This window comes from Aurantiacibacter luteus, assembly GCF_001010945.1.
In the GTDB taxonomy this organism is placed as follows: Bacteria; Pseudomonadota; Alphaproteobacteria; order Sphingomonadales; family Sphingomonadaceae; genus Alteraurantiacibacter; species Alteraurantiacibacter luteus.
On sequence record NZ_LBHB01000001.1, the window covers coordinates 876,271 to 891,158 of the forward strand.

Genomic DNA, 14,888 nt, shown 5'->3' on the forward strand with positions numbered 1-14,888 from the left:
TCGGAGCTTGCCATGCGTAAAATCGCTTTCGCCGCCGCCGCCTCGCTTGGCATCGCCGCCGCTGCCGTCAGTGCCGTTTCCGCCACCGCCCCGATGGCTCCGCAGGCCGGTCCGGAAGCGCAGGAGGTCGTCGTCACCTCCGGCACCTATACGGCGGACCCGAACCACACGCTGGTCGGCTGGAGCCTCAGCCACTTCGGCTTCAACGACTACTTCGGTCTCTACGGCAACATCAGCGGCACGCTGAATCTGGACGCCGAGAACCTCGGCAACTCCAGCCTCGACATCACCATTCCGCTCGATACGCCCACCGTCGCCAGCGCCGGCCTTGCTCATCACCTGCTGCGTCCGGGCAATGCGGGGGCGGCGCCCGATTTCTTCGGCCCCAGCCCCGAGCCTGCGCGCTTCGTGTCCACCGCGGTTCACCCGATGGGCGACAACCAGGCGCACATCATGGGCAACCTCACCTTCAACGGTCAGACGCATCCGGTGGAGATTACCGCGGGCCTCTCGGGAGCGGGGACCAACATGATGAACCAGAAGGCTACGCTCGGCTTCCATGGCACGGCGACGATCATGCGTTCGCAATGGGGGCTTGGTTACGGTGTCCCCATGGGGCTCGGCGACGAGGTGAAGCTCAACATCACCGCCGCCTTCGAGAAGTAATTGTTGTCACCGGGCGCGCACGATCCTGCGTGCCCGGTATTGACCCCCTCTGCCATTCGCATGTAGCACTTCCCGCATGAGCACGGCCTCGCGCCCTTACCTGCTGCTTCGACTTACGCGCCCTTAGGCGCGCGACCCTCCCCCTGCGCCCCGCGCAGGAGTTCGCCTAAGGGCCCTTCAACGCAAACGCCGCCCGGCGGCCCCAAGTCGAAGAACCAGCACCATGCCCATGCTCCCCGATCCGAGCGCCAAGTATCGCCCATTCCCGCAGGTCCATCTGCCCGACCGGCAGTGGCCGAGCCGCACCCTCACCGCCCCGCCGCGCTGGCTTTCTACCGACCTTCGCGACGGCAACCAGTCGATCATCGACCCGATGGACCGGGCGAAGAAGACGCGCTTCTTCGACCTGCTGGTGGACGTCGGCGTCAAGGAGATCGAGGTCGGCTTCCCTGCCGCGGGCGAAACCGAGTTCGATTTCATCAGCTGGCTCGTCCGGTCGGGCCGCGTGCCGGACGACGTTGTCATCCAGGTTCTCACCCAGTCGCGCGCGGACCTCATCAAGCGCAGCTTCGAGAGCCTGGAGGGCGCGCGCGAGGCCATCGTGCACCTCTACAACGCGGTCAGCCCCGCCTGGCGCGACATCGTCTTCCGCATGAGCCGCGCGGAGGTGAAGCAGATCGCCGTGGACGGTGCGCGCTTGCTGGTGGACGAGGCGGCCAAGCGTCCCGGCACGAAGTGGCATTTCCAGTATTCGCCCGAGACCTTTTCCACCGCCGAGCTCGATTTCAGCCTGGAGGTCTGCGAGGCGGTGATGGAGGTCGTCGGCCCGAGCGCGGATTGGCCGATCATTCTCAACCTGCCCGCCACGGTCGAGGCATCGACGCCCAACGTCTACGCCGACCAGATCGAGTATTTCTGCCGCAACCTGCCTAACCGCAAGGCGGCGGTCATCAGCCTGCACACTCACAACGATCGCGGCACCGGAGTCGCCGCCGCGGAGCTCGGCATGATGGCGGGCGCGGACCGGGTGGAGGGTTGCCTGTTCGGCAACGGCGAGCGGACCGGCAACTGCTGCCTCGTGACCGTGGCGCTAAACCTCTACACGCAGGGCGTCGATCCGGGCCTCGATTTCTCCGACATCGACCGGGTCATCGAGACGGTAGAGTACTGCAACCAGCTGCCCGTCCACCAGCGCCATCCCTACGGCGGCGAGCTGGTCTTTACCGCCTTTTCCGGCAGCCACCAGGACGCCATCAAGAAGGGCTTCGAGGCGCACAGCTTGCAGAACGATCGCGAGTGGCGCGTGCCCTACCTGCCCATCGACCCGGCCGATCTGGGTCGCAGCTACGAGGCGGTCATCCGCGTCAACTCGCAGAGCGGCAAGGGCGGCTTCGCCTGGGTGCTCGAGCAGGACCAGGGGCTCAAGCTACCCAAGCGGATGCAGGCGCATTTCAGCCGTCACGTGCAGGCGATGGCGGACGAGCTGGGCCGCGAGCTGGGTGCCGCCGACATCTGGGAATGCTTTCGCCAGACCTACTACCTGCAGGTCGACCAGCGCCGCTTCGCGCTTGTCGATTACGACGAGAGCCGGACCGCCGACGGCGACCGCATCTTCACCGGCACCATCCGTCATGAAGGCGAGGAACAGCGTGTTTCGGGACGGGGCAAGGGCCTCATCTCGTCCGTTCTCGCCACCATCCGCGACACCTACGGGCTCGATTTCGAGGTCGTTGACTACTCGGAACACGCGCTCGGCAGCGGGGTCGATGCACGCGCGGCGGCCTACATCGAGTGGGCCCTGCCCGACGGGACGAGCGGCTGGGGTGTGGGCGTGGACGAGGACGTCGCCACCGCCGGCGTGCGCGCCCTGCTCTCGGCCGCCAACGCCGTCTCCGCAGGCTCTGCCGCTACGAAATAATCCATAGGCGGCCGCTGGTCGGGTGTCAGCCATTCCCCGGGCATACGATACGCGTCGTAATATCCGGGTGGGCCATGGAAATGCTGGAACACGTTGCGCTGATCGCCGCCATTGCGGGCATTGGGCTGCTGTCTGTCCTTTACTGGCGCTCGCGCGAGCAACACACTGCGGTCGGGGCACAGGCTTCGAGCTTCCAGACGCTCGCCGAGATCGCCCCCGCCGGCATCTGGCGCACCGATGCGCGCGGTCAGTGCCTGTGGGTCAACAAGGCCTGGGAGGAGATGTCGGGTCTTACCGACTGGCACGGCGAGAAATGGGGCGACGCGCTGCATCCCGAGGACAAGGAACGCCTGTTTGCCAGCTTCATGAGCGCCGTCGCCCGCCGCGTGCGCTTCGAGGACGAATGGCGCTGGATGCGTCCGGACGGAGAGACCGTCTGGGTTAAGGGCCTCGGCGCGCCCGAATACGCACCTGACGGCGAGCTGATCGGTTACGTCGGTCTCAACATCGACATCCAGCGTTCCAAGGACCTCGAGCGTGACCTGACGCGGGCCATCGAGCGAACCGAACAGGAGGCGCAGGCCAAGTCCACCTTCCTCGCCAACATGAGCCACGAGATCCGCACGCCCATGAACGGCGTGATCGGCTTCACCGACCTGCTGCTGCAGTCCCCGCTCGACGACGACCAGCGCGCGCAGGTCCAGCTGATATCGGATTCGGGCCGCGCGATGATGCAGTTGCTCAACGACATCCTCGACCACTCGAAGATCGAGTCCGGCCAGATGCGGATCGTGCCCGAGCCTACCAGCATGCGGCACAAGCTGCAGCACTGCCTGGCGCTGATGGAGCCGATGGCCCGCGCCAAGGGCCTGGCGCTCGGGCTGTGGGTGGACGACGCGGTGCCGGACAGACTGCTGTTTGACCGCCTGCGCCTGCGGCAAATCCTGCTCAACCTGATCGGCAACGCGGTGAAATTCACCGAGCATGGCGGTATCGACATCGAGGCCCGCGTGGAAACTTCTACCGAGGGACGGTTCGTACTGATTTCCATCATCGATACCGGGATCGGCATTGCGGAAGACAAGCTGCGGGCGATCTTCAGCCCCTTCGAACAGCAGGACGGATCGGTCGCGCGCCGGTTCGGCGGAACGGGCCTGGGGCTTTCGATCTCCAGCCAGTTGGTCGAGATGATGGGCGGACGCATCACGGTCCATTCCAAGATCGGTGTCGGCACGCAGTTTACCGTGCGAATGCCGCTAGTAGAGGCCGAGGAGCACGATCGTCCCCTCCCCGAAGCCGTAAGCGCCGTGGAAACCGTCGGCCATCTCCATGGAGCGCGCGTGCTGATCGCGGAGGACCATGCCATCAACCAGCAGTTGATCCTCGCGATGGCGAGCGCGCTGGGTCTCGATGCCACACTGGCGGAAAACGGCGAACAGGCCGTGGATGCGGTGATGACGTCCGCTCGGCAGGGCCGCCCGTTCGATGTCGTGCTTATGGACATGCAGATGCCGGGTGTGGACGGGCTGGAGGCCACGCGCCGGCTGCGCAGCGCCGGGTTCGATGCGGACACGCTGCCGATCATCGCATTGACGGCCAACTGCTATCCAGAAGACGTGGCGGCCTGCATTGCGGCAGGCATGCAGTCGCATCTCGGCAAGCCGGTCACCACAGTGGCCTTGGCGCGCGAACTGGCGCGATGGGTCGCGCCCGATGCCGGGAATGACAGTGTGCGAGATGCCATGGGCTCCTCCCCCGATGCCATCGGCACCAATGCCGAATTCGCGCTGCCCGCCTCCATCGCGTCGCTGGAGGAACGCTACCGCAGTCGCCGGGCCGTCCTCGTGTCGGAATTACGAGAAACCCTATCTTGCGGCGAAGGGACCGACTGGGAACGGCTTGGCAGTGAACTGCACAAGCTGGCCGGTGTCGCCGCCAATTTCGGCGAGGCGGAAATCGGCGAGGCCTCGCGGCGTCTCGAACGGCGGATAAAGGCAGAAGCGCGCGTCGAGGAACTTATCGAGGCGTTGCGAGAGGAGTGGCCGATCTTCGAGCGTGCCGCCTGATACGCTCGCACCGACGCCCGAGCGCGATCCCTAAGCCGCGGCCGTCGCCAGCCACAGGCTCTCGACCATCGAATCCAGCATGGTGAAATCCAGGCCCGCACGAAAGGGATCCTTGCGGTTGAGGAACAGGGCGCGCCGATTGCGTTGCAACAGCCGGGCCCTGAGCGCTCGCTGCAACAGCCGCATCCGCATCAGCGCCTCGATACGGGCCGTTTCCGGGTGCCGCGCGCAGCGGCGCGACCAGCACGCCTCGATCCGCCCTACGCGCTGGGCCACCATTTCGTTGTAAAGCCGGTGCGGTCCGCGATGCAGCGGCGCCCCGCTCGCCAGCGCGGCGCTCTCGGTGCCGGGCAGCAGCAAGCCGTTCGCGCGAAAGTCGTCGAAGCCGATCGCCTCTTTCCCCAGCGCCGCGAGCAGCGGGCCGAAGCACGCGCTCCGTACGAGCTGCCGGGGCAACAGGTGATGGCGCTGCATTCCGGGCCGGAAGCCGGGCGAATGGCGTGCGTTGACCGCGGTGAATGGCAAGCGCGTGCGGACGGCCAGCGTCGCGCAAGGACGCGCCGAATCGCCAGTGAAGTCTAGAGCGACCCTCTCCACACCCGCAGGATGGCCGAGTTTTCCACAGGTTCAAGCCCGATCGGCTCTCCGGAAGGCCCGGTGAAGGAAAACGTTTCCGTGATTTTCCCGTGCTCGACCAGCCAGTTGATGAGCCGCAGGGCGAGCTTGGCGGCATCCGCGCGGTCCTGCGCCACGTCGGCGGGGAGGTATAGCTCCTGTCCGGTGAACAGCGCGAGGCCACGGCTGCGCAGGCTGCCGTCGGCGCCCTCTTCCAGGGCGGTCAGTCCAAGGCCGGGAAACGGGCCGCCCTCCACCCACGCGAGCACCCCGCGCGCGTAAAAGTCGGGCGCGCTGATGGCCTCGGCCGCGTGCCAGGCGACGCCCTCGACACCCGGCAGCCCGGCCAGGCGCGCGGCAAGCATGGCGAGGCAGCGGACGACCGGGAACATCCGCTCCCCCCCGGCCAGGTGCGGCCCCGGTACGAGCGTGATGGCTTCCAGGGGACGCTCGGCGAGGTCGGCTGCGAGCCCGTAGCGATTGGCAAACCGCGGCGCGCCCTCGCCCGCGTGCGGGGCCAGGCCGGAAAGATGGAAGGTCAGCCCGCTCGACAGCAATTCCACCCAGCCCTGCCCCGTATCGCCGCGCTCCTCCACGCCGGTTTCGCGGGGCGTGTCGGTTGCGGGCTCGAAACTGAGGCAGAAGCTGTCTTCGCGGCGGGCGAGCGCACGAATATCGGCAAGCGTCGGGCGCTCGCCCGCGCGAAACAGCAACGATGCGGCAGACATCATACCCTTCGATTCAAGGCCTTGCGCGCTTGCGATCGAACCGACCCCTTCCCATCCCCGCCGTGTCCCGGGCGTTTGGTGATGACTCGAAAGGACCGAATCGTCGAGTCCGTGTGATGGCGCTTGGACAAATCGCACCCCAATTGCCCCCCTCCAAGACTGTAGAGAGCTGTTTCGGGACACTTTTCCAAGCCTTCCGCACGGTATATGCATCCGGAATGGACGCGATCGGTACTGTGCTTGGGGTTTCCCGCTCCATTTCGGGAAAGACATGGCGCTGGCGCGGAGGCAACATGGCCTTTGGGGCCGGCGGGCCGGGTCTGGACGCCGACATCGCCACCCAGTTGCTGTTGTCGCGCGGCGTGGCGCGCGAGGATCTCGACCTGCATCGCCAGCCCTCGCTGCGTGGTTTCCTGCCCGATCCCAGCGCCTTCCAGGACATGGACCGCGCCGCCGAACGCATCGCCGAGGCGGTCATCACGCGCGAACCGGTGACGGTCTACGGCGACTACGACGTTGATGGGGCGACCAGTTCGGCCCTGTTGATCCGGCTGCTGCGAATGCTCGGGCACGATGCGCAGCATTACATTCCCGACCGGTTGCTGGAGGGCTACGGCCCGAGCGGGCCGGCGCTCATGCGGATCGGCGAGCAGGGTTCGAGCCTGATCGTCACGGTCGACTGCGGGGCGATGGCGCACGAGGCGCTGGGCATGGCGCACGATGCCGGGATCGACGTGATCGTGGTCGACCATCACAAGTGCTCGCCCGAGCTGCCGCGCACTTATGCCCTCGTCAATCCCAACCGGCTGGACGAAAGCGACCTTGCCGCGGGCCACGGCCACCTCGCCGCCGTCGGCGTTGCCTTCCTGCTGGCGGTGGCAGTGGTGCGCACGCTGCGCCAGCGCGATTATTTCGACGGTCGTGCGGAGCCCGACCTGTTCGCCCTGCTTGACCTGGTGGCGCTCGGCACCGTCGCCGACGTCGCCGCCATCCGCGGGCTCAATCGCGCCTTCGTGGCGCAGGGGCTCAAGGTCATGGCCCGGCGCGCCAACACCGGGATGGCGGCGCTGATCGACGCGAGCCGCCTCAAGGCCGCGCCCAAGGCCAGCGACTGCGGCTTCGCGCTCGGCCCGCGCATCAACGCGGGCGGCCGCGTGGGCGAGGCGACGCTGGGCGTGCGCCTGCTAACCACCGAGGATCCGGACGAGGCGCGCGCCATCGCCGACCAGCTCAGCCGTCTCAACGAGGAACGCCGCGCCATTGAGGCCGCGGTGCAGGAAGCGGCGGAAGAACAGCTCGCCGCGCAGCACAACCGGTCGGTGATCGTGTGCGCTGGTTTAGGCTGGCATCCCGGCGTGATCGGCATCGTCGCCGGGCGGATCAAGGAAAAGAGCGGCAAGCCCGCCGTGGTCATCGCGCTCGACGAGGAAACGGGCGAAGGCAAGGGTTCGGGACGCTCGATCTCCGGCGTGGACCTCGGCGCAGCGATCATCGCGGCGAGCGAGGGCGGCCTGCTGGTCAAGGGCGGCGGCCACGCGATGGCGGCGGGCCTGACCATTGCGGCCGACAAGCTCGACGCCTTTACCGACTGGCTGGACGAGCGGCTGGCAGGACCGGTGGCGCGGGCCAGCGAATCGCAGGAGGTGCTGCTCGACCTGTCCATTGCGCCCGGCGGCCTGACGCCCGAACTGATCCAGGCGCTCGACAGCGCGGGACCCTACGGCGTCGGCTGGCCCGGCCCGCGCGTGGCGGTCGGCCCGGTGCATCTCGTCAAGGCGGATGTCGTGGGCAACGATCACCTGCGCGTCATCGCCGCGGGCAAGGACGGCGGCAGCTTCAAGGCCATCGCCTTTCGCGCGGCGGCGAGCGACATGGGCCAGGCCCTGCTCCACGGCGCGAGCGGACGCCGGCTGTGGCTGGCGGGCCGCGCGAAGATCGACGACTGGGGCAGCCGCCCCGCCGCCGAACTGCACCTGGAAGATGCGGCCTGGGCGGACTGATCGCCGCTTGCCCACTTGACCGCATCGGCGCGCGCAACTAAGTGCGCCGCTCCATCGCAGATGGCCCCTTCGTCTAGCGGTTAGGACGCGGCCCTTTCACGGCTGAAACACGGGTTCGATTCCCGTAGGGGTCACCACGCGGTGCCATAGCCATGCAGATGGCCCCTTCGTCTAGCGGTCAGGACGCGGCCCTCTCACGGCTGAAACACGGGTTCGATTCCCGTAGGGGTCACCAGCACGGGCTGCCCTCCCCGGGCCGGGCAAAATTTTTCCGCCCGCGGCATTCCAATTGTCATCATTGTATGTCTAAGCGGCTACCCGATGGAAGCGCGCTTCGTCCCCGTCGCCGGCATAGTGCTGGCGCTCGTCTGTGGCGGCGTGCTGCTATGGAGCGGCACCGGCTTCTGGATCGTCGCGGCCGTCATGGCGGTCTGGATCGGCTCGTTCTGGCTGGCCGTGCCCCCGCCCGCCGCCGCGCCCCTGCCCGCCAACGACGGCCTGACAATCTCGCGCTCCGGAATGCGCGATCTGATCGAGCAGTCGGGCCTGCCCATGCTGTTGCTCGATGCCGACCGCATTCTCGTCGCCAACGCCGAGGCGCGGCGCGAGATCGGTGGGCATATCACCGGGCAGGACGCGCGCGTGGCGCTGCGCCATCCCGCCGCCATCCACCTGCTCGACCGGCCGGAGGGCGGCTCGGTCACCGTGCAGGGGCTGACCGGACCCCGCAGCAACTGGCAGATGAGCGTCCAGCCTATCGACGACCGCTATCGCCTGGTCGAACTCATCAACCGCACGTCGGAAGCCGACGTCAGCCGCGCGCATACCGATTTCGTCGCCAATGCCAGTCATGAACTGCGCACGCCGCTCTCCAGCATCATCGGCTATCTCGAGACCCTGGAAGACGAAGGCGACGACATCGACCCGGCGCTGGCCGCCAAGTTCCGTTCCACCGTGCTGCGCGAGGCGCGACGGCTGCAGAGCCTCATTGCCGACCTCCTCTCGCTCAGCCGGGTGGAGGCGGAGAAGCACGACCAGCCGCGCGAACGGCTCGATCTCGCGCAGGTCGTTCGCACATCCGCCCGCGATGCCGCCGGAGCGGAGAAGTTCGAGCGCATCGATTTCGCCCTCCCCGACGGTCCCGTGCCGGTGCGCGGCGATGCCAACCAGCTCGAACAGCTGGTGCGCAACCTCGTCGACAACGCCCTGAAATACGGCGCGCCGGACACGCCGGTCACGGTCTCGCTGGCGCCGGGCGAACGCAGGATGGCTGTGCTGACCGTCACGGACCGGGGCGACGGCATCGATCCCGAGCACCTGCCCCACCTCACGCGGCGGTTCTATCGCACCGATCCGGGGCGCAGCCGCGCGGCGGGCGGCACCGGCCTCGGCCTCGCCATCGTAAAGCACATCGTCGAGCGCCACCGTGGCCGACTCGACATCGAGAGCGAGCGCGGCAGCGGAACCACCGTGACGGTCCGCCTGCCGCTGGCCGGGGAGGCGTGAGCTGCGGCCGCTGAGCGGCGCTAGTGCTTTTCCACAGCCGAAATCGGCCCTGTCACATAAGTGTAATGTCACGAAACTAGGGGCCGCGGTCACATCTTGGACACGTGACTGGACGGACCCCTCATGCGCTCGATCAAAGCCTATCCCCTGCCCCTGCTCGCCCTCGCGCTGGTGGCGACACCCGTCGCGGCGCAGGATGCCGATCACCACACCAGCGAGGCCGAGGTTGCCGCCCTGCGCGCGCAGGTCGCCGCGCTGAGCGACCAGCTCGCGGTTCTCAATGCCCGCATCGATGCGATGGCACAGCAGGCTCCGGCCCAGCCCGTCATCGCAGTACCCACCTCCGCGCCCGCGGCGGCAGCGCCGGTCGTCACCTCGGCCCACCCGGTCGAAATCAGCATGGGCGCCGCACCCGAGGTGGAAAGCGATGACGGCTTCAGCTTCAAGCCCTTCGGTCGCCTCCAGCTCGATGCCGGATGGACTTCGCTGCCCGATGGCCTCGGCCGCGAAGACGGCTTCGGCGCCGAGGTTCGCCGCGCACGCATCGGCGTCGAGGGCGATATTCCCGGCGGCTTCGGCTACAAGATGGAGATCGACGTCGCCACCGGCGAGGCCGAGCTGACCGACGCGCTGCTGACCTACGAGGCGGGCGACATCGAGCTGACCGTGGGCCAGCACAACACTTTCCAGGGCCTGGAAGAGCTGACCAGCAGCCGCTTCACCAGCTTCATCGAACGCGCCGCCTTCACCGATGCCTTCGGTTTCGAGCGCCGCCTTGGCGTGTCCGCGCAATACGGCAAGGGCCCGGTGCTGGTGCAGGCCGGCGTCTTTGCAGACAACATCGCCGACCTGCCCGAATCGAGCGCCTGGAGCGCCGATGGACGCGTCGTCTATTTCCCCGAGGTCGGCGGCACACAGCTGCATTTCGGTGCCTCGGCCCATTACACTGACATCGCCGACGGCGGCAGCGTGCGCTATCGCCAGCGCCCGCTCGTCCACTTCACCGGCGAGCGGCTGATCAACACCGGCAACCTGGCCGCCGACAGCGAATTCGGACTCGGCGTGGAGCTGGCCGCGATTCGCGGGCCGTTCCACTTCGCCGCCGAGGGATTCCGCCAGCAGGTCTCCGGCCTCGGCCTTGCCGAAGATACCGCCAGCTTCACCGGCGGCTATGTCGAGGGCGGGCTATTCCTGACGTCCGGCGACAGCCGCGGCTATCGCGGCGGGCGCTGGAACCGCACCCGTCCCGCGCGCCCCGTGGGCGAAGGCGGGATCGGCGCGATACAGGCGAACCTGCGTTACGATTACCTCGAGCTCAACGACAGCGATGTCGGCGTGCTCGGCGGTTCGCAGAACGCCTACCAAGCCTCGCTGATCTGGACGACGACCGACTTCACCCGGCTGCAAGTCAACTACGGCCGCATGGAGTACGACGACGCCGTCTTCGCGCTGCCGAACGGCACGCGCGACTACAGCGCAGACGTGATCGGGATGCGCGCCGAGTTCGATTTCTGACGAGAAACCGCATCGCTCCCTTGCACGATACAAGTCCGCCATGTGACGCAAATCTGTCGCATCGCGGTAATAGGGGGCCACTAGCTCAACACCAGCAAAGGGGTTCGTCCCAATGAAGACTATTGCCATCATCGCCGCCGCGCTCGCCGCGACCGCGCTTTCCGCCTGTGGTTCGGGTGCTCCGGGCGGCGGGGGCGAGAGCCGCGACGCCATCCGCGCCGTCGGATCCTCCACCGTCTATCCGTTCGCCCGCAAGGTGAGCGAGCTGTTCGCCGCCGAATATCCCGATTTCGCCTCGCCGGTGATCGAATCGACCGGCACCGGTGGCGGCATCAGCCTGTTCTGCTCCGGCGTCGGCCCCTCCACCCCGGACATCGCCAACGCCTCGCGCCGCATGAAGGCCGAGGAATTCGCCGAGTGCCAGGCCAACGGCGTGACCGACATCGCCGAGATCCAGGTGGGCATGGACGGCATCGCCATAGCATCGGCCAAGGGCGGCATCACCATGGACCTGACGCCCGAGCAGCTCTACCGCGCGCTCGCCGCCAACCCCTATGGCGAGGCACAGACCGCCAACACCTGGAGCGACGTCGATCCCTCGCTCCCGAACCTGCCGATCCTCGTCTATGGTCCGCCGACCACTTCGGGCACGCGCGATGCGTTCGAAGAGCTGATCATGCACGTCGGCTGCGAAGCCAACGCCGAGTTCGCGGCGACGAAGGAAGCCGACGAGGACGCCTATGACGCCACCTGCACCGAGCTGCGCGGCGACGGCAAGTATGTCGACCAGGGCGAGCAGGACAACCTGATCGTGCAGAAGATCGAGGGCAACGAGAACGCCATCGGCATCTTCGGCTATTCCTATCTCGAAGAGAATGCCGATCGCCTGCAGGGCCTGCACATTGACGGCATCGAGCCGACCTACGACAACATCGCCAGCTTCGCGTACCCCGGTGCCCGTCCGCTCTATATCTACGTCAAGAAAGAGCACATCGGCATCATCCCCGGATTGCAGGAGTTCCTGAACACCTGGGTTTCGAGCTGGGGAGAAGGCGGCGCGCTGGCCCAGATTGGGCTTGTGACCAACCGTGGCGACGTTATGGCCGCGCAGACCAGTGCCGTGACCGGCCTTCCCAGCCTGACTGCGGAAGACCTGCAGTAGGACGAATGACGTAAAGCCATGTCACCAGCCATACCGCTTCTCCTGGCCCTCGGCCTCGGGCTTGCCGGTTGGCTGGTGGCCCGGGCGCGCGCGTGGACCTTCAAGCGTGCCGCGCCCCATGGGCGGCTCGCGGCCCTGCCGAAATACCATGCCTGGTATGCCGCGCTGTGGATTGCCGTGCCGCTGCTGCTGTTCTTCCTCGTGTGGGACTATGCCAGCGGCCAGTTGATCATGGCCCACGTGCTCGCCAGCCCGGAGGCTGCGGCCCTGCCCAAATTCGGCCTCAGGCGCGCTACCATCATCAACGAAGCCTGGGGGATCGCCAACGGCACCACTGCAAGGGCGTTGAACGAGGAGTCGGTCGCGCTGGCCGAGCCGTTCCGCCAGGCGATCTCGCGCTACCAGCTGATCGGCATCGGTATCGGCCTGCTGATCGCCGGCGCGGGCGCGGCCTGGGCCTTCCTGCGGCTCAAACCCGATTTTGCCGCCCGCACCAAGGTGGAGCGGCTCGTCCTTGCCGCCCTCCTCATCGCCTCGCTCGTCGCCATCCTGACGACGCTGGGTATCTTCGTGACGCTGGTGTTCGAGACGTTCCGTTTCTTCGGCATGATCTCGCCCATCGATTTCCTGTTCGGGACCCAGTGGAACCCGGACCCGATGGGCAACCCGAACAACCCGGACCCAAGCCGCTACGGCGCGATCCCGCTGTTCTGGGGCACCATCTTCATCGGCGCGATCATCGCCATGATTGTGGCCATCCCGCTCGGCATGATGAGCGCGATCTACCTCACGCAATACGCGAAGCCGGGGCTACGCAAATGGGTGAAGCCCGCGCTCGAGGTGCTCGCGGGCGTGCCCACCGTGGTCTACGGCTACTTCGCCGCGCTGACCGTTGCGCCCTTCATCCGCGACATCGCGCTGGCCCTCGGCGCGTCGAATCCTTCCAGCGAGAGCGCACTCGCCGCGGGCCTCGTGATGGGGGTGATGATCATCCCCTTCGTTTCCTCGATGGCCGACGATTCGATCGCTGCCGTGCCGCAGGCCATGCGCGACGGTTCGCTCGCCATGGGTGCAACCGCCAACGAAACGATCCGCCGCGTGCTGGTGCCCGCCGCCCTGCCCGGCATCGTGGGCGGCGTGATGCTGGCCGTCAGCCGTGCCATCGGCGAGACGATGATCGTCGTCATGGCCGCCTCCACCGCCGCCTCGCTCAGCGCCAATCCGCTCGATTCGATGACTACCGTCACCGTCCAGATCGTCGCCCTGCTGACCGGCGAGGGCAGCTTCGACCATCCGGCGACGCTCGCCGCCTTTGCGCTCGGCTTCGTGCTGTTCCTGGTGACGCTGGCGCTCAATTTCGTCGCCCTGCGCGTGGTCAAGAGGTTCCGCGAAGCCTATGAGTGACCTCGTCCATCCCACCCGCACCCCCGCTTTCGAGGCGCGGCTGAAGAAGCGATACGCGGCGGAGAAGCGCTTCAAGGCCCTGGGCCTCGGCGCCATCGTCTTTTCCATCGCGGTGCTGCTGTTCCTGCTCGTCACCATGACGATCAACGGCGTGGGCGGCTTCCAGCGCGCCGAGATGAGCGTGCCGATCGACTTTCCCGCCATGGGCCTGTCCGCCCCTGCCGCCACCGGGTCCGAAAGCGACGCGGTCCGCGCCTTGCAGGGCCAGGGGCTGGTCGAGGTCGTCCAGTTCAGCGCGGAGCAGGCGCTCGGCGAGGCCGGCGCGGCGCAACTCAACCCCGAGGCCTGGCGACAGGTCGGCGAGGCCATCGTGCGCGATCCCACGATCCTTCAGCGGCAAGCGACCTTTTCGCTCCCCGCCAGCGAGGACATCGCCAGCGCCCTGCGCGGAGACGGCAAGGTCGATCTCCAGCCCCTCGCCCGCGACCTGAGCGAGCGCGGCCTGCTCGAAAGGCGCTTCGATACCGGCTTCCTCACCCGCGCCGATGCCACCGACGCGCAGATGGTGGGCATCTGGGGCGCGCTGAAGGGCTCAATCCTGACGATGATCGTCACCCTGCTTCTCGCCTTCCCGATCGGCGTACTGGCCGCGCTCTATCTCGAGGAATACGCGCCCAAGAACCGCTGGACCGACGTGATCGAAGTGTCGATCAACAATCTTGCCGCCGTGCCCTCGATCATCTTCGGCCTGCTCGGCCTTGCCGTCTTCCTCACGCTGTTCCCCTCGATGCGCTCGGCCCCGCTGATCGGCGGCATGACGCTGGCGCTGATGACCATGCCGGTCATCGTCATTTCCGGCCGCAACGCCATCAAGGCCGTGCCGCCGTCGATCCGCGACGGCGCGCTGGCCGTGGGCGCAAGCCCCGTGCAGGTCGTGTTCCACCACGTCCTGCCCCTCGCCCTCCCCGGCATCCTGACCGGCACCATCATCGGCATGGCCCGCGCGCTGGGCGAGACCGCGCCGCTGTTGCTGATCGGCATGCGCGCCTTCGTGGCCACGCCGCCCGACGGCTTCACCGACAACGCCACGGTCCTGCCGATGCAAATCTTCCTGTGGTCGGACGAAATCGACCGCGGCTTCGTCGAACGCACCAGCGCGGCGATTATCGTGCTATTGATCTTCCTGCTGCTGATGAATGGCCTCGCCATCTACCTCAGGAACCGCTTCGAGAAGAAATGGTGATGACCGAAGAAACCGCCGCCAATCCCTCCTTCGCCGAGCAGGCGATCGAGCACAACGCGAACGCC

Annotated in this window: 11 protein-coding genes and 2 tRNA genes; 11 read left to right on the forward strand and 2 right to left on the reverse strand. The window is 67.3% G+C overall.

The annotated features are described in order from the left end of the window. Positions 1-12 precede the first annotated feature (12 nt). The 3 genes from AAW00_RS04260 to AAW00_RS04270 all read left to right on the forward strand — a co-directional run bounded on the left by AAW00_RS04260 (position 13) and on the right by AAW00_RS04270 (position 4,650). Positions 13-666: a YceI family protein gene (locus AAW00_RS04260; protein ID WP_082124906.1), complete on the forward strand. Its 654-nt coding sequence runs from the start codon at positions 13-15 to the stop codon at positions 664-666. A gap of 223 nt (positions 667-889) precedes the next feature. Then, complete coding sequence (gene leuA, locus AAW00_RS04265) at positions 890-2,584, forward strand: 2-isopropylmalate synthase (RefSeq protein ID WP_047003035.1); 1,695 nt, start codon at positions 890-892, stop codon at positions 2,582-2,584. A gap of 80 nt (positions 2,585-2,664) precedes the next feature. Continuing rightward, positions 2,665-4,650, forward strand: coding sequence for a PAS domain-containing hybrid sensor histidine kinase/response regulator (locus AAW00_RS04270; RefSeq protein ID WP_162199407.1), 1,986 nt, complete (start codon positions 2,665-2,667; stop codon positions 4,648-4,650). 30 nt (positions 4,651-4,680) lie between these two features. Here the strand turns inward: AAW00_RS04270 and AAW00_RS04275 are convergent, their stop codons facing one another. Then, the gene (locus tag AAW00_RS04275) at positions 4,681-5,175 is read right to left on the reverse strand and encodes an AHH domain-containing protein (protein ID WP_241461624.1); all 495 of its coding nucleotides are present in this window, start codon (positions 5,173-5,175) and stop codon (positions 4,681-4,683) included. 53 nt (positions 5,176-5,228) lie between these two features. After that, positions 5,229-5,993, reverse strand: a complete 765-nt coding sequence (locus tag AAW00_RS04280) for a hypothetical protein (protein WP_156169918.1) — start codon at positions 5,991-5,993, stop codon at positions 5,229-5,231. 293 nt (positions 5,994-6,286) lie between these two features. Between AAW00_RS04280 and recJ the strand changes: the two genes are divergently transcribed. The 8 genes from recJ to pstA all read left to right on the forward strand — a co-directional run bounded on the left by recJ (position 6,287) and on the right by pstA (position 14,823). Beyond that, entirely contained in the window at positions 6,287-7,993 is a 1,707-nt protein-coding gene (recJ, locus tag AAW00_RS04285; RefSeq protein ID WP_420911616.1) for a single-stranded-DNA-specific exonuclease RecJ, read from the forward strand. A gap of 62 nt (positions 7,994-8,055) precedes the next feature. Next, positions 8,056-8,130: transfer RNA gene (locus AAW00_RS04290), tRNA-Glu, on the forward strand. A 23-nt stretch (positions 8,131-8,153) separates the two neighbouring features. After that, positions 8,154-8,228, forward strand: a tRNA-Glu gene (locus AAW00_RS04295). Positions 8,229-8,314: 86 nt separating this feature from the next. After that, positions 8,315-9,499 (forward strand): ATP-binding protein, encoded by a 1,185-nt coding sequence (locus tag AAW00_RS04300; protein WP_052761754.1) that lies wholly within the window; start codon positions 8,315-8,317, stop codon positions 9,497-9,499. A 123-nt stretch (positions 9,500-9,622) separates the two neighbouring features. Next, a complete protein-coding gene (locus AAW00_RS04305) occupies positions 9,623-11,014 on the forward strand; it encodes an OprO/OprP family phosphate-selective porin (protein ID WP_047003039.1) in 1,392 nt (463 codons plus the stop codon). 112 nt (positions 11,015-11,126) lie between these two features. Then, complete coding sequence (locus AAW00_RS04310) at positions 11,127-12,176, forward strand: substrate-binding domain-containing protein (RefSeq protein WP_047003040.1); 1,050 nt, start codon at positions 11,127-11,129, stop codon at positions 12,174-12,176. A gap of 18 nt (positions 12,177-12,194) precedes the next feature. Further along, complete coding sequence (pstC, locus tag AAW00_RS04315) at positions 12,195-13,580, forward strand: phosphate ABC transporter permease subunit PstC (protein ID WP_047003041.1); 1,386 nt, start codon at positions 12,195-12,197, stop codon at positions 13,578-13,580. After that, complete coding sequence (pstA, locus tag AAW00_RS04320) at positions 13,573-14,823, forward strand: phosphate ABC transporter permease PstA (RefSeq protein WP_047003042.1); 1,251 nt, start codon at positions 13,573-13,575, stop codon at positions 14,821-14,823. The genes pstC and pstA overlap by 8 nt, the downstream gene beginning before the upstream one ends. Positions 14,824-14,888: the final 65 nt, after the last annotated feature.

Coding starts and splice junctions, on each gene's coding strand:
- AAW00_RS04260 (WP_082124906.1), top strand. CDS start 13: ATGCGTAAAATCGCTTTCGCCGCCGCCGCCTCGCTTGGCATCGCCGCC.
- leuA (WP_047003035.1), top strand. CDS start 890: ATGCCCATGCTCCCCGATCCGAGCGCCAAGTATCGCCCATTCCCGCAG.
- AAW00_RS04270 (WP_162199407.1), top strand. CDS start 2,665: ATGCTGGAACACGTTGCGCTGATCGCCGCCATTGCGGGCATTGGGCTG.
- AAW00_RS04280 (WP_156169918.1), bottom strand. CDS start 5,993: ATGTCTGCCGCATCGTTGCTGTTTCGCGCGGGCGAGCGCCCGACGCTT.
- recJ (WP_420911616.1), top strand. CDS start 6,287: ATGGCCTTTGGGGCCGGCGGGCCGGGTCTGGACGCCGACATCGCCACC.
- AAW00_RS04300 (WP_052761754.1), top strand. CDS start 8,315: ATGGAAGCGCGCTTCGTCCCCGTCGCCGGCATAGTGCTGGCGCTCGTC.
- AAW00_RS04305 (WP_047003039.1), top strand. CDS start 9,623: ATGCGCTCGATCAAAGCCTATCCCCTGCCCCTGCTCGCCCTCGCGCTG.
- AAW00_RS04310 (WP_047003040.1), top strand. CDS start 11,127: ATGAAGACTATTGCCATCATCGCCGCCGCGCTCGCCGCGACCGCGCTT.
- pstC (WP_047003041.1), top strand. CDS start 12,195: ATGTCACCAGCCATACCGCTTCTCCTGGCCCTCGGCCTCGGGCTTGCC.
- pstA (WP_047003042.1), top strand. CDS start 13,573: ATGAGTGACCTCGTCCATCCCACCCGCACCCCCGCTTTCGAGGCGCGG.